Source organism: Gammaproteobacteria bacterium, assembly GCA_019911805.1.
Classification (GTDB): domain Bacteria; phylum Pseudomonadota; class Gammaproteobacteria; order Thiohalobacterales; family Thiohalobacteraceae; genus JAHJQQ01.
Map to the genome: position 1 here is coordinate 228,238 of JAIOJV010000077.1, position 19,696 is coordinate 247,933.

The window sequence follows — 19,696 nt, forward strand, 5'->3', positions numbered from 1 at the left end:
AGACCGAGAACCAAGTCGCGCGGGTGGGTCCCGGGTTTACCTATGTACAAACCGAAGGGGACTGAATGGCAGAAAAATGCCCATTGCATTAGGCCCGAAAACCAAGCTGTGGGGACTGATCCTGAGTTTACATGGTGAATTCTTTCCGTGTCTTCCGTGTGCTTCCGTGGCCAAAAAGGGTTTCAGCAAGCGCCATGCGGGTCCGGCTCGATTGATCCTCTGCGCGTGATGAGTCAACATCGTGGATCAATCGCATTTTAATCCGTTGACCCTGACCATCACGACACCCTCGAGGAGCCCGACATGAAAGTCGCCTATATCTTTTCCACCCAGGGGCATACCGTTTCCTACAAGCTCGGCAAGATGATCCTGCCGCAGCTGGAGCAGAACACCCACGGCGTCGAGGTCGTCGGCATGTTCTTCTTCGAGGACAACAACTATGTCCTGGTCAAGGGCGACCCCATCGGTGAGCGGCTGGTCAAGGTCGCACGTGAGCAGAACATCCTGCTGATGGGCTGCGATCAGTGCTGCTATGAGCGCGACATCGCCGACCGGCTGTTCGAGGGCATACCCATCGGCTGTTTCCCCAATTTGTACGCGGCGCTGGCGGGCAATATGCCGGACCAGGTGATCACCCTCTGAGTCCACCGGTGGGTGGCGCCGCCGGGTCGGGCTGCAGGCGCACCAGTGGCGCGGTCACGATGCGCAGCTCGGCGTGGGCGGCCCGCAGCGCGGCCTCGGCTGCACGCGCGTCGGGTGCACGCGCGTAGATGTGGCCGAAATAACTGCTGCCTTCGGGCAGCGGTATCAGCTCGTACCCCTCGCGCAGATTGAGGGTCACGTCTTCGATATGCGGCACGCGCTGCGCCGCCAGCAGGCCCTCGACCCGGCGCAGGATCCCCGCACGCGGGATCGGGATCATCAACACCCCCGCCCCGCCGCTGGCGGGCTCCAGCACCGGGTCGCGGCCGAGGGCCTGTTCCAGCACCAGCTCTTCCAGTCCGCGGCCGGTGCTCAGGCGCAGCAGGCGCGCGCACTCCCCGCCGATGGTGCGGGCGGCGACCTCCAGGATCCAGGCCTCGCCCGCATGGACCCGCAGTTCCGCATGGATCGGGCCCTCACGCAGGCCATAGGCGGTGCAGGCCGCGGCGACCCGTTCCGCGACCCGCGCCTGCAGCGCGGGGGTCAGCCGTGACGGGGTGATGTAATAAGTCTCTTCGAAATATGGCCCCTCCAGCGGATCGGGCTTGTCGAACAGGGCCAGTACCCGCAGCCGCCCGTGACTGAGCAGGCCCTCGAGCGCGACCTCGAAGCCGGGCAGGTAGGCCTCGATGAGGGCGTGGTCGCGTTCCTCGGGATCGGTCAGCTCGGCGGTGATCGCCCGCAGCCGGACCGCGGCGCGCCCCAGTGCGGCCGGGTCGTCGGCGCGGATTACGCCGCGGCTGGCGGACATCGACAGCGGCTTGATGACGCAGGGGTAGGCCAGTCCGTGGATTTGCGGTGCGAGGGGTGCGGTCAGATCGATGCGGCGGTGGGCCGGCACGGGCAGCCCGGCCGCCGCCAGGCAGGCGCGGGCCAGATCCTTGCGCCGGGTCAGGCGCGCGGACGCCGGCGCATTGTGCGCCAGCCCCAAAGCGGCCGCGACCCGTGCGGCCAGTTCCACGGTCGCATCGTCGCTGGCCACCACCCCCGCCAGGTTGCCGTCGACGGCCGCGAGCAGGCGCGCCAGGGCGGCATCCGGCTGGGTGAGGTCCACGTGGATGCCCGCGGCGATGGCACCCACCAGCGAGTAGCGCCCCTCGGAGGCGAGCAGCAGTTCGATGTCCAGACGTGCCGCCGCCTCCAGGAAGGGGGCGATGCGGTAACTGAGGTGCGGGGCGAGCAGCAGGACGCGCGGGCGGGGCATGGCTCCGGGGTCAGAATCCCTGCAGCTGCTGGTCGGTGGGTTCGGCACAGCAATACCAGGGCTCGGACATGGCGGCGATGGGGTGGCCCAGGTCCGCGGGCAGTGCCGGCGGCGTCCGGTCCAGTGCCGCGTGTGCCAGCCCCCAGATGCCGGTGAAGGTCTCGCGGCGGCTGAGGCCCTGCTTATCGGCGTCCGCCACCCAGCGCTGCACCTGTTGCTGCAGCGCATCGACGCGGGCATCGGCATGCACCCAGCGGTGGCCGAGCATCACCGGGTCGAACTCCGCCAGCAGGGCGCGGAAACCCTCCAGCTCCAGCAGGTAGGAGCCGTCCGGGACCAGCAGCCGGATGCTGAGTTGTATCGGCGGCACGCTCTCCACCAGGCGCAGGGTGATCAGCTGCTGCAGCAGCTCGACGTAACCCTCCAGCCGGGTCCAGGGGGTGAAGGGCATGAAGGTCGGGGCCAGGTCGATCCCCGCCGCACGCACCGCCTCGACCGCGCGGACGAAGTCGGCGCGGGTGTGGCCCTTGTCGAGGTAGCCGAGCACCTGGTCGTCGATCGATTCGACCGCCGAGGTGATGAACAGGCAGCCGGCCTGTTGCAATTCCGGCAGCAGGTCGAGCTGGGCGAGGATATGCTCGATCTTCACGGTGGCGTCGAAGGTCACGGTGGGGAATTCCGCGTGCAGCGCCTGGACCAGGCGCCGCGCGTGGGTCGGTCCGTTGAAGAAATCCGGGTCACCGAAGGAGATGTGGGTGGCGCCCGCGGCGACCTGCTGGCGGATATCGGCGATGACCACGTCCACCGGCACCGCGCGGAACTGTCCGCGGTAGACGGGCACCACCGGACAGTGGCGGCACAGATGCTTGCAGCCGCGGCTGCCCTCGGCGAAGCCGACGCGCCGGGTCTGACCGTCGGGCAGGGTCAGGTGCGCATAGCCCGCCAGTGGCGGCAGGGCAGTGCGATCGGGCACGACGAAGCGCACCTTGGCCTCGACCACGCCCGGATCCACGCCGCTCAGGCGCTGCGCCAGCGCCAGCAGCTCGTTCTCCACTTCGCCGCCAAAGATCGCCGCGAAGCCGAGTTCGCGCAACCGCGGGGCGTTCATGGGGGCGTAAAGGCCGTAGGCGCACAGCTGGGCCGCAGGGGCCAGCTCGCGGATGCGCGGCAGCGCCTCCAGCGCGATGCGGGTCGCGGTGTGCATGCCGAGATAGATCGCGACCAGGCCGGCACCGGCGAGCGCGGTGGGGCTCAAGCGCTGTTGAGACAGATCCAGGCAGGCGACCTCGAAACCCGCCTGCCGCAGGATGGCGGTGGGCTCGGCCAGCGCGAACGGCTGGCGGCCGAGCTCATAGGGACTGATGAGCACGATCTTGAACCCCGACACCCCGGCGTGCGGGGGTGCCGGGGGATCGCTGCGGGTCGGGTCGGTCCGGGGGGCGGTGGACATGGTTTGGCGGCGAGGTGTCCGGCCGGCTACTTCTTTGCGCCCGGCGGCACGTAGCCGGGCGGCAGGGCCGAACCCTCTCCGAAGAAGTATTTCTCCATCTCCTGTTCCAGGAACTCACGCGCCTTGGGGTCGACCGGGCTCAGCCGGTTCTCGTTGATCAGCATCGTCTGATGGCCCATCCACATCTTCCAGGCCTCCTTGGACACGTTCTCGTAGATGCGCTTGCCCAGTTCCCCAGGGTAGGGCGCGCGGTCCAGTCCTTCCGCCTCCCGGCTCAGCTTCACGCATTGCACCATGCGACTCATTTGATTTCGCCTCCGCGGCGGCTACCGATCCAATTTCTCTATATAACAGAATACCGCAGGCCACGGCAAAAGGACCGATGATCCATGCGGCTTTATCCGGCCCCTGGCGGAGGTGCCGCGCACTGCTGCTGAGCGATGCTGCAGCTGCGACGCAATGGTGGATGCCGATGACGATACGTACGCCGTGGCCGACCGGCACGGTTATCTATATCATCGGGCGACTTTACTTCATCACAAGGAGCGACTGGGTATGACGCATTGGAAGGCAATGATGCGGCGCGGGGCGCTGATCCTGGCGGCGGTGTTCGGTTTCATGAGCGTGGCGGTGCCGGTGGCGCAGGCCGGTATGATCTCGGTCGAGCAGCATGCGGCGACCGGGGCCGAGGCCGCCGCGCAGGACAAGGTGCAGGCATTTCTGGCGCGCGCGGAGGTCGAGGCGCAGCTGATCAGCCTCGGCGTCGATCCGCAGCTGGCGCGCGAGCGGGCCGCGGCCCTCAGCGGCGCGGAGCTGGCGCAGGCGGCCGATCTGGCCGACCGGCCGGCCGGCGCGGGCGTGGTCGGCGCGCTGGCATTCATCTTCGTGCTGTTGTTGATCACCGACATCATCGGATTGACCAACGTCTTCACCTTCGTGAGGTAGGGATGCCGCAGGGGGTGGGGGCGCGGCTCGGGCTGCTGGCAGCGGTGCTGCTGCTGTCGGCCTGCGCGAGCGGGCCGCCGCTCACCCTGCCTGCCGGTGCGCCGGCGATCGAACTCACCGAGGTGCCGTTCTTCCCGCAGGAGGACTATCACTGCGGTCCGGCGGCCCTGGCCGAGGTACTGCAGTGGACGGGTGTGGACGTCACGCCCGCGGCGCTGGCGCCGCGGCTGATGATCCCGGCGCGCTACGGCACGCTGCAGATCGAACTGGTGGCCCAGACGCGCGCCCTGGGGCGCGTGCCCTACCAGGTCCCCGGAGATCTGGGCGCCGTATACCAGGAGCTGGCCGCCGGCCACCCGGTGCTGATCCTGCAGAACCTCGCCCTCGACTGGTCGCCAATGTGGCACTACGCGGTGGTGGTCGGGCTCGACCCCGCGCGGCGGGAGGTGATCCTGCGCTCGGGGCGCGAGCAGCGGCGTGTGGTCGATGCGACGGTGTTCGAGAACACCTGGGCGCGGGCGGACAAGTGGGCGATGGTCGCGCTACCACCCGCAGCGCTGCCGGTCACGGTCGAGCCCGCACAGGTCCGGCAGGCGGCGATTGCGTTGGAGCAGCTGCAGCACTGGCCCATGGCCGAGGCGGTGTACCACAGCGCGGCCCGACGCTGGCCTGATCAGGCGATATTCCAGCTCGGTTATGCGAACGCCCGCTATGCACAGGGTGCGTACGCGGAGGCCGAGGCCGCCTACCGCGTGCTCATTGCCGCGTTCCCGCAGGACCCGGCGGCGTACAACAATCTGGCCTGGCTGCTGGCCCGGCAGCAACGCTGGGACGAGGCGGAGGCGTTGATCGACCAGGGCTTGATCCATGCCGGCCCGCTGCGCGACGAACTGGAGCACACGCAGCGTCAGATTCGCTGTGGGCGGGCCGGCACCTGCCGGTGACAGGAGGTGTTCTCACCGGATGTCGTGAGAGCGGCTCAGGGTATGTCGCGGCATCTGCAGGCCGGATGGCCACGGCAGCACACGGAAAGACACGGAGCTGAAAACCCGCCACAGCGCCCGCTTCCATGCCACTTCGATAGAAAATGCCGCTTGCAGGATCGCGTACGCCGGATGTCTCAGGCCCTTCGAGGCCCGGCCATCCGGCGTACGGCGAGGTGCTGCGGAGACGTACTCAGCGGGCGGTCTTCTTCACGAACGGGAACACGTTGGTGAAGCCGAGGATATCGGTGAGCAGCAGCACCACGAAGATGAACACCAGCGCGCCGATGAAACTGTCGCCGCCGGCGGGCAGGGTGTCGAGCCGCTGGCTGATGGCGGCGACCTCCTGGTCCGTGAGGCCATCCACGCGCGCCTGGGCCGCGGCGGGGTCGACGCCCAGTGTGCTCAGGCGCTCGCGTACGTCGTCGCGTTGCAGGAAGGTCTGCACCTGCTGGCGCTGCACATCCGCTCCACCGGTGCCGGCGGTCTGCTCGACATAGTCGGGCGTGGAGATCATGCCGGCCTGGGCCATCGGCGTGTACAGCGAGACGAGACCGAAGGCGCCGAGGACGAAGGGGGCGATACGGCGGCAGGTCGTACGCAACATGTTCATGAGGTCGGTCTCCAGTTGAAAGCGCGGATTATAACCGCTTCGAGGGTGTATAGAAGGGGTCCGCAGCGGCATGTGAACGGCGTCACACTTGCTCAGCGGGCGGCCTCCGCCGCCCGCAGGGACACCCGCCGATACTCACCGCCCAGCCGCAGCAGGGCATACATCCACACCAGGCAGGTGATCAGCACCAGCCAGCCGAGCTCCCGGGCCGACACGCTCCAGGGCAGCCATTGGGTCAGCAGCAGGATCAGCAGCGAGCCCAACACCTTGAACATCCGATAGCCGAACATGTCGATCCAGGCCTTGGCCTTGAAGATCAGCACGGGATCGATGGGGATGTAGAGCAGCTCCTTGGACGCGCGGTTGATGGAATACGACAACCCGCGGTCGGCGATCTTCAGGGCGCTGCCGGCGAACAGCGTCGCGCTCGACATGAAATACAGGCTGCCGGCCATGACCGACAGCGGTTGCACGAACAACCCGCCCAGTGCACCCAGCCAGCGGTGGATCAGCGGTGTGATCAACAGGTTGATGCCGATCGCGACCACGCTCAGGACGCTGAACACCTCCGCGAGGTACACCGTGCGTGCCTCGCGTGCCGCGATGTGTGTCTCCACCATCTTCATGAACTGAAATTCGACCAGTGGTTCCACCACCTGCGCCAGCAGCAGGATCACCGCGATCAGGAACAGATAGCGGTGCCTTGCGATGAAGTGCCATTGGCCGTGGTCCACCGCGTCATGATCCGTGACACCCGGATGTTCGACATACAACCCGAGGCGCCCCATCAGCAGGCTGAGCAGCATCAGCAACGCGATGATGCCGGCCGCGATCGGCAGCAGATCGAAGGTATCCAACCCGAAGCCACGCACCCAGGTGGCCGACAGCGCGCCCCCGGCCACACCGCCGACCAGGCCGCCGGTGGCGATCAGCCCGTACCAGCGTTTGCCGCGGTCGGTGCTGTAGATGGTATTGGTCAAACTCCAGAACTGTTCGACCAGGATCACGCTCAACATGTCGACGAAGACGTAAAACGTGAACGGCAGCACAAATGCGCTGTGCCGCAACGTCGGGTAGAAGCCGATAAGACAGACGATGATGAGCGCGCAGGTGGCCAGCACGACGTTCAGGCGCGAGTGCCGTTCGATCAGCCGCTGATACACGCTGATGATCAGGCCCAGGCCGACCGCGGTCGCGATCCACACATACGGCAGCCGGTCGCTGCCCAGCGCGGTCACGAAGATCGAGCGGCTTGCGGGCTTGAGGTGATACAGCGCCGTGATGATGAGGAAGAAATTTGTGAACAGCAGCACGGCTTGCACGGGGCGGCCGTTGTGAAATGTTGGCATGACGTTTGCGATCCAGCGGTATTCGGTTACCATGAGCCCTGCAAGCCAGGGGGGGAGGTCGCATGTTGCGACGCATAGCAGTGTTGGGACTCTTGCTTGGGCTGGTGATTCCGCTTCAAGTTGTTAACGCAGAAGAATATTTCCCTCAACTTCGGGATGTCCAGGATGCCGCCCTCCAGCACCAGCTGGAACAGCGCATCAAACGCCTGAATCTTGACGGGCCGGTGAAGCGGGGTCAACTGGCCATCGCGCTCGTCGATGTCACCGATCCACAACACCCCAGTCTGGCCCATGTCAATGGCGACAGCATGGTGTACGCCGCCAGCCTGCCGAAGATCGCGATCCTGCTGGCCGCATTCGAACGTGTCCACGAGGGGAAGCTCACGTTGGACGACGAACTGCGCGGACTGATGACCGCCATGATTCGCCACTCCTCCAACACCGCGGCCACCGAACTGATCCACCGCGTCGGGCGTAACTATATCAACAACGTCCTCAGCTCACCGAAATACCACCTCTATGATGCGCGCTACAACGGCGGCCTGTGGGTCGGCAAGGAATACGCACAGGGCGTGGCCTACCGCCGCGACCCGCTGCACAACCTGTCACACGGCGCGACCGCGTTCCAGGTGGCCCGCTTCTACTATCTGCTCGAGACCGGTCAGCTGGTCACGCCGGCCCTGTCGAGGGAGATGAAGGCCATCCTCGGCTCGCCCGGCATCAACCACAAGTTCGTGAAGGGCCTCACCGCGAACTTCCCGGATGTGCAGATCTACCGCAAGTCGGGGACGTGGCGCGATTGGCATGCCGACAGCGCCATCGTCGAGCACGCCGGCCGTACCTACATCGCCGTGGCGCTGGCCGAGAGCCCCAAGGGCGGCGAGTGGATGTCCAACCTGATCTGTGAGCTGGACGGCATCATTCTGCAGCAGCCGCTGCGGACCGCAAACCTTGCAGCAGCGCGTGCAGCCGGGTCGCCAGCGTCTGATGCTCCACGGCGGAGTTCCGCTTCAGAACGTTTGATGTGATCGCGACCATATAGAACAGCCGCGGCTCGCCGGCCGGCGATTCCACGACGGCCACCGAGTTCATCAGGTTATCGACGTTGCCCTGATACTGCTTGCAGACGAAGCCCTCCTCCGGCTCGCAGCGGTACAGCGAGCCGGATTTGAAATACACCGCCGCATCCCGCAATACCGGCGCCGACGCATAGCGGATGCGCGTCTGTGTCATATACAGCAGCCGTTTGATCTCCAGGCTCGACCACGGATCCACCAGCCGGCCCTGTTCCATGCGCAGCAGATAACGGATCAGCGCGTGGGTGGTCGATACGCTGTTGGTGCCGGGCGCGCGCTGCTTGCCCTGACGGGTGAAGAAGCTGCCCTGGCGCAGGTCTTCCGGGTCCAGTCCGTTGCGCATCACCGCCGACTTCATGGTGTCGACCCACAGGTCGCCCAGGTCCTTGCGCGGCGTCTGTTCCAGAAAGGCCTGTGTCTGCTCGGGTGTGGCCGGATAATCCGCCCCGAAGTGTCGCAGCAACAGGACCTGCTGCATGACCGTGCTGGCCGCCGCGTTGGAACTCGCCGACATCATCCAGTCGAGATAGCTCCACAGGTTCGCGGTGTCGCCCTCGCGCAGCGGGCGTCGCCGCATGCGGTTCTCCTCAGGGCGCCAGAAGGGCACGACATGATGGTCGGTGCGGATGAAGGCGTCCGCCGTCACCAGACTGTCTTTCAGCACGTGCCTGCGGGCCGCGAGATCGTCCGGGTAGATGTCCGCCAGCGTCTGCAGCAGCGCCAGCCCCACCATCAGCTTGCCGACACTGCCCGGATTGCGGCGGGTGTCGCCGTTGTGTTCGGCATACAACGGCGCAGCCGGATCGCTCAGGTCCAGCACGCTGATGCTGTAGCGCGGCGCATCGGCGCCGAGCAGGCGCACGATCCGGCGCGTGAGCTCGGCATCGGCCGCCGGGATCTCCAGATCGGCCTGGTCCTGCAGCCGCAGCCGGATCTGCGCCGCCGGCAGCTGCGCACCCGGTGGCAACCGGTTGCCCGGCACCACCCCCTGCTGCACCAGACGATAGCCCTCCAACCGCGCGATGCCGGTCTCCTCAAAGGCATCGATGGGATAGGCGCAGACCGTTCCGACGCAGAGCGACAGCACGCCGCCGAGCAGGAGGCAGGTGGTCGGAAAATGTGCTCGTGATGGCATGGTCTGGATAGTAGTTGATGTTAGGGAGGCGTGAGGCGTGAGGCGAAAAACCCAAACCTTTTTTTAGCCACGGAAACACACGGAAAAACACGGAAAGAAGTCATTGCTAAGGAATCTGATTAATTCGTCGTATCGTCATTGCGAGTGAAGCGCGGCAATCTCCTTCGACGGCAGATCAACAACTTGGAGATTGCCGCGTCGCTGCGCTCCTCGCAATGACGGGTTAATCAGAGGTTCTCTAACATCCCACAGGGGCACACTGATGGGGTACGACGACCTGTGGCTCCCCGGGAAATGCATAGACTCCAAAGCTATTCCTGGTTCTTCAGCAATAAAATTTCCGTGTTTTTCCGTGTGCTTCCGTGGCCATAATGGGTTTTCGCCTCACTCCTCACTCATCCACTCCTCCCCCAAATTGACCACAGCATCCGCGTCGCGCATCTGGGCGCGATCCATCTCGATCAGATACAGGCTGCGGCGTGCCCGGGCGCTGTCCACGAAGGGGCGGATCTGGAACAGTGCGAGGTGGCCGTCGCGGAAGCCGAACTCGATATCTGCAGGGGCCGGCAGACCGCCGGTTGTGCCGGGCATGGGGAAGCGTCGTTCGACGTCATCGGCCAGGTGCCGCAGCTGTTCGATCTCGGCCGCGGTGAGCACGCGTTCGGCACCACTCGCCGGCACGTACACGATGCCGCCGCCAGGTGCGGCCGTGGCGCGCAGGGGTGTGGAGGCCTGGGCGAGCAGACGCGTCCCGCCGTCGGCGCGGTACACGCGCAGCTCTTCGGCCGCCTGGCCCTCGACCGCACCGCCGATGCCTTCGGATACGGCGATCGACAGCCAGTGGCGATCACCGCTCTCCACATCCGCCGTCACCAGGACGCCGGACTTCTGCGCGGGGAAGGTCTGCAGCAGCAGTACCGCTGGATAGACCTGCTGCGGCTGCGCCATGTGCGCCTGCCGCCAGCCGTAGGCGCGTTCGGTGAAGGGCGAGGCCCACACCTGCTGGATGGCCTGCACGATCTGTTCGAAGCCGACCACGTTGGGCACGGTACGATTCAGGCCCGCACCGGTGAAGCCCGGCAGATCCTCGACGTTGGTGTCGCTGCGCACGAACACGCCGACGTCGTCGACACTGCCGAACACCTCGGTCATGGCGGTGCGCAGCCGCATGCGGAATGTCTCGCCGGGGTCGGTGTGGATGATCCAGTCGCGCAGTTGCGCGAGGAACAGCCGCACCTCGTCGCGCCGGTGGCTGGGGTCGGTAATCGCGTGCAGTCGCGCATACTCCGCGTTCAGCCAGTCGTAGGCGCTGGGGCTGTCGGGGCGTTCCGGCGCGATGGGCTGGTCGAGCAGCGTGCGGAACACGCCGAACGGGATCGCGACCCCGGCGTTCACCGCCGCAGGATAGTTACGGCGCAACTCGCCGAGATTGGCGGCCTTGGGGCCGACGGTGCGCCCGGAGTCGTGCGCGGACAGGTGTTGCAGCGGCAGCAGCTCGGTGTGTTCCAGATCGAGCTTGTCCAGATCAGGCTGGATGACGATGTCCTCGTCCAAGGTCTCGCGACCGAAGACGGCATCCCAGCGCGGCCCATCCAGTGCGATCTCCACCGCCCCGCGCGGACTCACCGCGACGACGATGGGCTGACCCATGTGCGCCTCGATCTCGCCAAGCAGCGCATCGTCCACGACCAGATTGGGAATGCCGAGGTTGCGTGCCAGCAGCTGTACATGCGACAGCGAGCTGCCCTCGCCGCGCGTGAGGATACCCGCGATGCGCGGCAGTTCCGGCGTGGTCGATGGCAGCAGATAGATACCGTCACGGCGGAAGTCCGCCTCGTTCTGCGGCGGTGGCAGCAGGGTGCCGCGGCTCAGGCCGGGGTTGAGGCCGCGCAGGCCGGTGGCCTGCGCCCGACCGAACAGTGTGGTCCGCACGCCGGCGAGGCGGTTGGCATCTTCGGTGAGTCCGTCGAGCACACGCGTATAAGCAAGCAGTGGGCTGGCACGCAGCCGGTCGGGGATGTAGTGCACCGCAGTGGGCGTGAGTACCGTCCAGCGCTCGACCGTGGGGCCGAAGTGGAACTCCATGGCACGCTGCGCCCACTGCGGCACACGTGCGAGATAGCGCAGTCCCGCGAGGTAGGCCTCGGCGGACAGTGGCTGCGCCGCGGTGAGCCGTGCGATCTCCTGTTCGACCGCCTGCTGCTGGCGTGCCGACAGCAGGCCGGCCGCATACAGCCCCTTCGTCATGACCTGCAGCTGCTGGAGCGAGGTGGCGCGGTCCGGCGTGCGTGTCTCTTCGATGAGCTGGTTGCCGACGGCGTAGATCTCATCTTCCATCGCCAGACCGGCGAGCAGGATCCGGATGCGGTTCGGTGGACTCAGATCACCGGGTGCCGCACTGCGCTCGCGCCAGGCGACGCCGTAGTCGGCGGCCAGCGCCAGGCGCGGTGCCAGATCACGCGTGCCGCCGAGGCGCGCGGCGGCGGCGCGCAACTCGGCCTTGAGTGCGCGATTGGGCGTCTCGACGGCCAGCACCTCGAGCTGGCGCAGCGCCGTCTGCGGCGCATACAACGCCTCCAGCTGTGCAGCCAGGTGCGCGTACCGGTCGGCGAGTTCCGGCAGGCCGTGCCGGGCGGCATGCTCACGCACCAGCTGCGGATCATTGGCGTCGGGGATACCGTGGATCTTCACCCGCAACGGCTGGAAGGCCGGGTCCTGGTCGGCGATCTCGATGGCCAGCCGGCGTACCTCCTCGGCGATCGACGGTTCCAGGCGCACTGGCAGCAGCCGCGCCGCCTCACGCAGCAGCAGATAACGTTGCGGTATCTGCCAGTCCGGATCCTCGACCAGTGCCAGCAGCAGCTGGCGCGCACCGGCGTGCTCATCCTCGATCTGCAGGGCACCGCGGTAATAGCGCGCCTGCCGGAACAGGAAGCCATCGTCGTTGGCGATCAGGAATTGTTCCAGCAGCAGCTGACGCAATGGATCCAGGTGCGCCGCCGGCCCGATGAAATCCAGTGGCCGGATGTCGGCCAGCAGGTTCGCCACCAGGTAGCCGTCGTTGCGCATGGCCAGGATGCGCGTGTTCCACTCGCCGTGCTGCACGCCGCCGCCATGCTCGCTGCAGGCCCCCGGCGTCGGCGGCAGGATGGCGCCGTCTGTACAGAACCAGCGGATGCGGCTGAACGGACCGCGTGGCTCCTGCTGCATCTGTTCAACCCAGTCGCGCAGCAGTTTCGGGTCCAGCGGTGCGTCGGAGGCCGTTTCCTCTGGTGACCTGTCGGCCCGTACCGGCCCTGTCGACACCATCAGGACGAACAGCAGAATGGACAGCAGGATGGACAGCCGGCGGGCGAGCGGGATGGGCATGGCGGTATATGGAAGTACCAGGTCGGGTAGATCGGGCGAACGAGGGGGTGGGTGGCAGCCCCGGGCGGTCAACCCACTCTAGGAGGCGCCGCGCCCGAATGCAACTGGTCGGATTGTGTGGTGGTCGAGGGTGGTGAGGGGGCGCCCCGCGATTGCATGCCACCGGCCGGTGGTTTACCCTACGCGCTCTTTGCGGCGGGGGTCTCGGGTGGATCTCCAGCAGCGCAAATTTCAGTACCGCAACAGACGGTCGTCTGCGGCTACTGGTGGGTTCCCGGAGAGGTGTCCGAGCGGTTGAAGGAGCACGCCTGGAAAGTGTGTATACGGCAACGTATCGCGGGTTCGAATCCCGCCCTCTCCGCCAAATAAAGAAGGCCCCCGTGTGGGGCCTTTTTTATTTGGTGAAGTAGGCGGCTTTGATGAGGACCCTGCGGTTCGACGGAGCGGCCGGAGGCCGTGGAGAACGCCGGAGCGCAGCGGAGGCGGCCCCGGAGGGGTGAGGGCGCACAGCGCCCGAATAATCCCGCCCGCTCCGCCAAATCCCAAAAAAACGTTGAATTAGCGTAAGGGTCATGACTAGTTGAGGGTTAGTAAAATGAGTCTAACCTACTGTCATGGCTATGAAAAACAGGTATGCGATCCGTTCGCGAATCAGTGAAGCTAAATTTCGTCAGCTCGTGCGCCTGTTTGCGAGGGCTCAGTTGCTGAGCAGCTTCGTAGGAGTGCAGATTTACCCAGGTGCGCAGCACTTCGGCGACACTCCAGGCTTGGGCAAAGCAACCGCGTGCGGTGAAGGGTGGGTCGGCGTCGAAGATCTCACTGATGCTGCCCAGGCAGGCAGACTGCAGATGCAGTGCAAGTGGTTCGAGGAATGATCGGGCTATCGCGACATCGCCATACACCCGATAATGCGCGTCGACAAAGGGTCCAATAAGCCAGGCCCAGACAGTGCCCTGATGATAGGCACCGTCACGTTCCCATGGCCCGCCCAGGTAATGCGCTGCATAACCCGGCTCGCCGGGTGCGAGACTGCGCAGACCGTGGGATGTCAGCAGCGCACGTGCACAGCTATCGACAACGGCTTTTTGCCGGTCGGAATCCAAGGGGCTGTGGGGTAGAGCGACGGCGAAGATCTGATTGGGACGCAAGCGACCATCGTAACGGCGTCCATCCTGATCAGGATCACCCCCTGGTCCGTCGATCACGTCGTACAGTGCTGCGCGTTGCGGATTCCAGAAGCGTTGAAAACTGTGTTCGACCAATTCAGCGGCGCGCCGAAAACCGGCAACCTCTGGCCCTTTCCTCAATTGCTCCGCCAATCCTTCCATCACGCGCAGGGCGTTGTACCAGAGCGCGTTGATCTCCACGCATTTACCGATACGTGGTGTCACCACCCAGTCACCGACTTTGGCATCCATCCAGGTCAGTTGTACGCCGTCCTGCCCGGCTGCCAGTAGACCGTCCACTGGATCCATGCCAATACCATAGCGTGTCCCGCGCCGATGCCACTCGATGATGTCGGCCAGTACCGGATAGAGTTCGGCAGCAAGCGCTGTATCGCTGCTGAGTCGGGTGTACTGATCGACGGCGTGGAAATACCAGAGTGTGGCATCGACGGTATTGTATTCGGGGGCTTCACCACCGTCGGGAAAGCGATTTGGCAGCATGCCGTCACTGATATATTCGGCGAAGGTATGCAGTATGGCGGCGGCTTCTTCATAACGCCGGGTAGTGAGCGTCAACCCCGGCAGAGCGATCATGGTGTCACGCCCCCAATCGCCAAACCAGGGATAACCAGCGATGATGGTCTTGCCTACCGTATGCCCATCTTGATAACGATCAACGATGAACTGATCAGCGGCCAGCGCGAGTTGTCGAATCCAGCATGGGGTATCGGCAGGTAATTTGTCGAGTAGTACAGCATTGTGGCGCTCAGCTTTCCCGCGGAGTGCGGCGAAATCTGGCGGAGTGCCCAAGTCAGTGGATAGAACGACGGTTGCCTGTTCACCCTGTTCGAGCGATAGCACAAACCGGCCCGGCCGGAACAGATTTTCAGTGTCATCCAGTCCGCGTAGGCTTTCAGCACGATGCCTGAAATTCCAGTACCAATCCGAGTCGGTTATGAAGCATGCGCCGGCACAGGTTAAGCGATAGGGCTGCGCCCCAGCAAAGGCCTCGACCTCGCAGCCGTTCGGAATCTCACGCATGCCAAGCCGCCAGTCACCGTGCGTGTGGCTGTGGTGATCGCGGTAGGTGCATAGTGGCGTCAAGTCCAGCTGCAATGCATCGCTGGCACGCACAACACGGAGGTTCACACAGGTCGTGTTATGTCCGGGCTGCATCAGAATACGTTTTTCCAGCAGGGCATCGGCAATGGCATAGCGCCACACGGGCATACCCTGATCAAGGTGAAACGATTCCAGATATAAATAACCCTGCGGTGTGACGGTGCCGTCAGCGTACTCGTGAGTTGCCAGCGGATACTCGTTCGACGCATATGTCACGGTGATATCCATAGCCGCGACCAAGAGTGTCCGTGCCAGGGGTGGAGCGAGTGAGGCGATCAACAGGCCGTGATAACGACGTGTATTCGTGTCGCAGATCGTGCCTGAGGAAAAGCCGCCGATACCGTTTGTGACCAGCCATTCGTGGTCCATCGCCTGTGCAAGTTCACCACAGGTGCTACGTCCAAGCTGAAGTCGTGTCATAACTCCATTCCCTGCTGTCTATGTTCAGTGTTTTATTGCGGTGCCTATGTGGGTGTGGATATTGTAGGTCATGAAGATGACTGCCGGTAATCGCCTCGACGCCAGGTGTGATAGCGTTCGACCCAGGCCAGAATCCCTGTGGGCGCGTGTTCACGCTTCCATTGGCCGGCTACATATTTGTTCGCCTCGGTCAGGGTCGGATAGATATGAATGGTGCCAAGAATTTTGTTGAGCCCCAGACCGTGGCGCATTGCGGTTACAAATTCCGCGATGAGGTCGCCGGCATGCTCTCCGGCAATCGTCGCACCCAGGATGCGATCTTTACCGGGTACCGTCAGAACTTTTACGAGGCCGTGAGCTTCTTCATCGGTAATCGCACGGTCGAGCCCTGCGAGCGAAAAGGTAGTGGCCTCATAAGGGATACCCTGTTTTTTTGCCTCCTGCTCATTCAGCCCGACGCGGGCAATCTCGGGATCCGTAAAGGTTGCCCATGGGACTGCGGAATAATCGACATGGTATTTCTTGAAGGATCCGAACAGACCATTGACGGCGGCATACCAGGCTTGATGTGCAGCCATATGCGTGAACTGATAGGGGCCCGCCACATCACCTACGGCGTAGATGTTCGGATAATTCGTGCGCATGTAGCCATCGACTTCTATGGTGCCGTCTTTGCGCAGCGGAACGCCAAGTTCCTCAAGACCGAAACCACGGCTGTTCGCTCGTCGGCCGACAGCGACCAATAACTCATCGAATTCGATCTCGATGTCAGCTCCGGCATACTCTGCGACCAGGAATTTGCGGCCATCCTCAACCCGGAATGCTTTGGGCGTGTGTTCGACGCGCAGCTCGACGCCGTCATTTCGCAGGCGTTCCATTAACATCATGGAAAATTCCGGATCTTCTTTCTTCATGAGTAGTGAGCCGCGTTGCAGCTGAATGACCTGGCTGCCGAAGCGGGCGAAGCATTGCGCGAGTTCGCAGCCGACCGGTCCACCGCCCAGTATCAGCAGGCGGCGCGGTAGTGTACGCAGGTTCCAGAGGGTATCAGAGGTCCAGTAGCCAGTCTGCTCGATACCGGGAATACTCGGAATAGCCGGTCGACCGCCGGTTGCGACAATGATATTGCGTGTCGTCAGCGTGCGGCCGTTGACCTCGATACGGTAGGGTGAGGTGATCCGCGCTTCGCCTTGAATGCAATCGACGCCGAGTGCCGTGTAACGTTCCACAGAGTCGTGCGGTTCGATAGTGCGGATGATGCGCTGGACACGCTCCATTACCGTGGCAAAATCGAATTCCACACTCGCGGAAGTGAAACCAAACTCCTGGGCGCGGCGCGTGTGGGAGAGAAATTTCGCAGAACGTATGAGTGCTTTCGAAGGTACGCAGCCGGTGTACAGACAGTCACCGCCCATGCGGTGTTTTTCGATCAGGCTCACTTTGGCCTTGACGGCTGCACCGAGGTAGGCACTGACCAGACCACCGGAGCCGGCACCAATGACGATCAAGTCCCGGTCAAAGCGTTTCGGTCTCGGATAGTGGCGTAGAGCCTGTCGTGATTTGACCAGTTCCACGATCTTTTTGGCCAGCAGAGGGAAGATACCGAGCAGGGTCAACGAAACGATCAGGCCAGGAGAAAGGATGCCGGAGAGAGATTCAAGTTGTGCGATCCGGGTGCCGGCGTTTACATAGACGAGCGTTCCCGCCAGCATCCCGATCTGACTCACCCAATAGAAGCTCCAGGTCCGCATTGGTGTCAATCCCATGACGAGGTTGATCACGACAAACGGGAACGCCGGAACGAGGCGGAGCATGAACAGGTAGAAAGAGCCATCCTTCTCAATCCCCCGATTCGCCGCCTTCAAATGCTCACCGAAACGGTTCTGCACAATGTCGCGTACGAGCAGGCGGGAGATCAGAAAGGCGATGGTGGCTCCGAGAGATGAGGCAAAGGAAACGATCAGTGTTCCCGTCAACAGGCCGAAAATCGCACCTGCAGCCAGGGTCAGCAAGGCCGCACCGGGCAGAGATAACCCCGTTACGGCAATATACAGCGTGAAAAAACCTGCAGCGGTTACAATGGGATGCAGTTGTCGGAATCTATCCAAGGCGGCCTGCTGCGATTTCAGATAGTCCAGCGTAAGGTATTGGCCAAGGCCGGCGCCGAAGAAGATCCCCGCAATAACGAATAACATCAGTATTAGAATGATTCGCGTCGTGGTCACTGAAAACCGCCTCAATGGATTAGTAATGAATGTTTACTATAGTCATAACAGACGGTTGCAGGGCACTATTGTTGTAGTCCGCTGTGCTGGATTGTGAAGATGTCGGTGTGCCCAGGTATGTCCATGATGTGTTCATTAGTCGTATAGAATCCCAGAACCTGATATTGGCACTGCCAGGGACCTGTCGGATTTGGGCGATCATAGCGAGCCGCGGGGGCGGATGAGATCACTCCTTCGATCCGTCGAGGAGAATGGCCGTAGCTGTTTGACGAGAAGGATCGAAAGAATGGACTGCTATGCTGTCGACGCAGAAGAGTCAGCCCGATCTCCAATTGGGTCCTGGGATGGTATTTCTGGTTGGCGGGATTGGTATTGCGGCATCCAGTGACGAGGTACTATCAGGTAGACGTGAAGAACAGAGAGTCAGGTTTCCGACGAACCGTGGGGTAAACAACTATTGTAAGCAGTGTCAGCCAAAACCAAACCGCCAAGCGTTAGTTCGCCATCAGACACCGAAAATCAGTGTATTGTAGATGGCAATGTAGTATTGGTAATCGAAATTGCCGCAAGAATTGATAGGCTACCGCAGCAGAATACATTTCGTTTGCACGCAGCCGCAACTGCCGTCTCTGGGCACCAAACCTAGTCCCCGCTACCAGATTCTAAAACCCAAGCCAAAGTTGCAGTTTGGGCTTTTTGCTGTTCTGAGGCACAAGTAGGTGCCAGGTAGTCTTTGAGAAGGCAAGCGAAAAGTAGCAGCATTAATCAAGATCGGGTGACGTCGATGTCGCGTGAAATGAATAGGTCGGGATTAAGACAACGGAGTAGTCAATGGAAGCAATACAGCCACTTTTGCAAGATTATCGTATCGGAGAGATGCAGCTTGAGAATCGGGTGGTTATGGCGCCTCTGACCCGTAGCCGGGCAGATAATGCCGGCAAGGTGGCGACCGATATGATGGCCGAGTACTACAGCCAGAGAGCTTCTGCCGGCCTGATTATTACTGAGGGTTCTCAGATATCGGAGCGGGCCGTTGGGTATATTAATACACCGGGTATTCATTCTGCTGAACAGGTCGAAGGCTGGAAGAAAGTAACCGCGGCAGTACATGCCAAGGGTGGGAAGATATTTATCCAGCTGTGGCATGTGGGTCGTATGTCACATCCGGATTTTCACAATGGCGAGCTGCCGCTGTCGGCCTCTGCCATCAACCCGAACTCTGAATCGTTTACGCCTGAGGGATTCAAAGATACGGTGACGCCTAAAGCCATGACGATCGATGAGATAAAACAGACCATCAGTGATTACGGTCGGGCCGCAAACAATGCCATGGCAGCAGGATTTGATGGGGTGGAGATCCATTCATCCAACGGTTATCTACTGCATCAGTTTTTCAGCGGAACATCGAATGTGAGAACGGATGAATACGGTGGCTCCATAGAAAACAGGGCTAAAATACTTTTTGAGGTCATCGACGAGATAAAGAAATATGTGCCTGAAAACCGTATTGGTTTGAGACTTAACCCGTCACTTCACGGGATCTTTGGTATGACTCTTGATGAAGAAAGCATCCCCACTTTCGACTATATCGTAAGGGCACTCAATAACTACAATCTGGCTTACCTGCATCTATCAGAACCATTTAACGATGTCACCGATGTGCCCGGAGCCGAACCCAATATAGCCGAACATTACCGACCGCTATATCAAGGGACCTTGATAATCAATACTGCCTTTACCAGGAAAACGGGTAATCAAGTTATTGCTGATGGCCTGGCTGATCTGGTGGCCTTTGGCAAGCTGTTCATCTCAAACCCGGATCTTGTCGAACGGTTTGAGGCGGAGGCGGAAACAGCAGACTGGGATGAGGATACATTTTATACCGCAGGTCCCAAGGGTTATACAGACTACCCTTCACTCCAGAAATCTTAGTCTGA

13 protein-coding genes, 1 tRNA gene and 2 pseudogenes are annotated in these 19,696 nt (G+C 62.5%); 7 read left to right on the top strand and 9 right to left on the bottom strand.

Annotated features, from left to right (window positions below):
- Positions 1–303 precede the first annotated feature (303 nt).
- Positions 304–642, top strand: a complete 339-nt coding sequence (locus K8I04_10170) for a sulfur reduction protein DsrE (protein MBZ0072077.1) — start codon at positions 304–306, stop codon at positions 640–642.
- On the opposite strand, the gene K8I04_10175 is transcribed toward K8I04_10170, so the two are convergent.
- Genes K8I04_10175 through K8I04_10185 form a run of 3 tightly spaced genes read right to left on the bottom strand, consistent with a single transcriptional unit; the run spans position 632 to position 3,661 of the window.
- On the bottom strand, positions 632–1,906 hold the full coding sequence (locus K8I04_10175; GenBank protein MBZ0072078.1) for an ATP-grasp domain-containing protein: 1,275 nt from the start codon (positions 1,904–1,906) through the stop codon (positions 632–634). The two genes, K8I04_10170 and K8I04_10175, sit on opposite strands and share 11 nt — an antisense overlap.
- Positions 1,907–1,916: 10 nt before the next feature.
- On the bottom strand, positions 1,917–3,356 hold the full coding sequence (locus tag K8I04_10180; protein MBZ0072079.1) for a radical SAM protein: 1,440 nt from the start codon (positions 3,354–3,356) through the stop codon (positions 1,917–1,919).
- A 26-nt stretch (positions 3,357–3,382) separates the two neighbouring features.
- Positions 3,383–3,661, bottom strand: coding sequence for an oxidative damage protection protein (locus tag K8I04_10185; GenBank protein MBZ0072080.1), 279 nt, complete (start codon positions 3,659–3,661; stop codon positions 3,383–3,385).
- 268 nt (positions 3,662–3,929) lie between these two features.
- Here K8I04_10185 and K8I04_10190 point away from each other — a divergent pair, with 268 nt between their 5' ends.
- The gene (locus K8I04_10190; protein MBZ0072081.1) at positions 3,930–4,301 is read left to right on the top strand and encodes a PA2779 family protein; all 372 of its coding nucleotides are present in this window, start codon (positions 3,930–3,932) and stop codon (positions 4,299–4,301) included.
- 2 nt (positions 4,302–4,303) lie between these two features.
- Positions 4,304–5,245, top strand: coding sequence for a PA2778 family cysteine peptidase (locus tag K8I04_10195; protein MBZ0072082.1), 942 nt, complete (start codon positions 4,304–4,306; stop codon positions 5,243–5,245).
- 232 nt (positions 5,246–5,477) lie between these two features.
- Here K8I04_10195 and K8I04_10200 read toward each other — a convergent pair whose 3' ends face one another.
- Both K8I04_10200 and K8I04_10205 read right to left on the bottom strand, forming a co-directional pair.
- On the bottom strand, positions 5,478–5,897 hold the full coding sequence (locus K8I04_10200) for a PA2779 family protein (GenBank protein MBZ0072083.1): 420 nt from the start codon (positions 5,895–5,897) through the stop codon (positions 5,478–5,480).
- A 92-nt stretch (positions 5,898–5,989) separates the two neighbouring features.
- The gene (locus K8I04_10205) at positions 5,990–7,246 is read right to left on the bottom strand and encodes an ATP translocase (GenBank protein ID MBZ0072084.1); all 1,257 of its coding nucleotides are present in this window, start codon (positions 7,244–7,246) and stop codon (positions 5,990–5,992) included.
- Positions 7,247–7,308: 62 nt separating this feature from the next.
- Here K8I04_10205 and K8I04_10210 point away from each other — a divergent pair, with 62 nt between their 5' ends.
- On the top strand, positions 7,309–8,274 hold the full coding sequence (locus K8I04_10210) for a class A beta-lactamase-related serine hydrolase (protein ID MBZ0072085.1): 966 nt from the start codon (positions 7,309–7,311) through the stop codon (positions 8,272–8,274).
- Here K8I04_10210 and K8I04_10215 read toward each other — a convergent pair.
- Together K8I04_10215 and K8I04_10220 are read right to left on the bottom strand one after the other, a co-directional pair.
- The gene (locus K8I04_10215) at positions 8,165–9,457 is read right to left on the bottom strand and encodes a serine hydrolase (GenBank protein MBZ0072086.1); all 1,293 of its coding nucleotides are present in this window, start codon (positions 9,455–9,457) and stop codon (positions 8,165–8,167) included. The two genes, K8I04_10210 and K8I04_10215, sit on opposite strands and share 110 nt — an antisense overlap.
- Before the next feature lie 384 nt (positions 9,458–9,841).
- Positions 9,842–12,826 carry a phosphoenolpyruvate synthase gene (locus K8I04_10220; protein MBZ0072087.1) on the bottom strand — a complete coding sequence of 995 codons (2,985 nt, stop codon included), beginning with the start codon at positions 12,824–12,826 and terminating at the stop codon, positions 9,842–9,844.
- Positions 12,827–13,102: 276 nt separating this feature from the next.
- Between K8I04_10220 and K8I04_10225 the strand changes: the two genes are divergently transcribed.
- Both K8I04_10225 and K8I04_10230 read left to right on the top strand, forming a co-directional pair.
- Positions 13,103–13,190: transfer RNA gene (locus tag K8I04_10225), tRNA-Ser, on the top strand.
- Between the two features lie 250 nt (positions 13,191–13,440).
- Positions 13,441–13,518 (top strand): annotated as a pseudogene (locus tag K8I04_10230) (IS1595 family transposase).
- Between the two features lie 39 nt (positions 13,519–13,557).
- Here the strand turns inward: K8I04_10230 and K8I04_10235 are convergent.
- Positions 13,558–15,534, bottom strand: a pseudogene (locus K8I04_10235) (amylo-alpha-1,6-glucosidase).
- A gap of 68 nt (positions 15,535–15,602) precedes the next feature.
- Positions 15,603–17,729 carry an FAD-dependent oxidoreductase gene (locus tag K8I04_10240; GenBank protein ID MBZ0072088.1) on the bottom strand — a complete coding sequence of 709 codons (2,127 nt, stop codon included), beginning with the start codon at positions 17,727–17,729 and terminating at the stop codon, positions 15,603–15,605.
- A gap of 861 nt (positions 17,730–18,590) precedes the next feature.
- Here K8I04_10240 and K8I04_10245 point away from each other — a divergent pair.
- Positions 18,591–19,691: an alkene reductase gene (locus tag K8I04_10245; protein MBZ0072089.1), complete on the top strand. Its 1,101-nt coding sequence runs from the start codon at positions 18,591–18,593 to the stop codon at positions 19,689–19,691.
- Positions 19,692–19,696 lie beyond the last annotated feature (5 nt).

Bases quoted from the DNA above. Each gene is read 5' to 3' on its own strand.
- K8I04_10170 (MBZ0072077.1), top strand. From the start codon at position 304: ATGAAAGTCGCCTATATCTTTTCCACCCAGGGGCATACCGTTTCCTAC.
- K8I04_10175 (MBZ0072078.1), bottom strand. From the start codon at position 1,906: ATGCCCCGCCCGCGCGTCCTGCTGCTCGCCCCGCACCTCAGTTACCGC.
- K8I04_10180 (MBZ0072079.1), bottom strand. From the start codon at position 3,356: ATGTCCACCGCCCCCCGGACCGACCCGACCCGCAGCGATCCCCCGGCA.
- K8I04_10185 (MBZ0072080.1), bottom strand. From the start codon at position 3,661: ATGAGTCGCATGGTGCAATGCGTGAAGCTGAGCCGGGAGGCGGAAGGA.
- K8I04_10190 (MBZ0072081.1), top strand. From the start codon at position 3,930: ATGATGCGGCGCGGGGCGCTGATCCTGGCGGCGGTGTTCGGTTTCATG.
- K8I04_10195 (MBZ0072082.1), top strand. From the start codon at position 4,304: ATGCCGCAGGGGGTGGGGGCGCGGCTCGGGCTGCTGGCAGCGGTGCTG.
- K8I04_10200 (MBZ0072083.1), bottom strand. From the start codon at position 5,897: ATGAACATGTTGCGTACGACCTGCCGCCGTATCGCCCCCTTCGTCCTC.
- K8I04_10205 (MBZ0072084.1), bottom strand. From the start codon at position 7,246: ATGCCAACATTTCACAACGGCCGCCCCGTGCAAGCCGTGCTGCTGTTC.
- K8I04_10210 (MBZ0072085.1), top strand. From the start codon at position 7,309: ATGTTGCGACGCATAGCAGTGTTGGGACTCTTGCTTGGGCTGGTGATT.
- K8I04_10215 (MBZ0072086.1), bottom strand. From the start codon at position 9,457: ATGCCATCACGAGCACATTTTCCGACCACCTGCCTCCTGCTCGGCGGC.
- K8I04_10220 (MBZ0072087.1), bottom strand. From the start codon at position 12,826: ATGCCCATCCCGCTCGCCCGCCGGCTGTCCATCCTGCTGTCCATTCTG.
- K8I04_10240 (MBZ0072088.1), bottom strand. From the start codon at position 17,729: ATGTTATTCGTTATTGCGGGGATCTTCTTCGGCGCCGGCCTTGGCCAA.
- K8I04_10245 (MBZ0072089.1), top strand. From the start codon at position 18,591: ATGGAAGCAATACAGCCACTTTTGCAAGATTATCGTATCGGAGAGATG.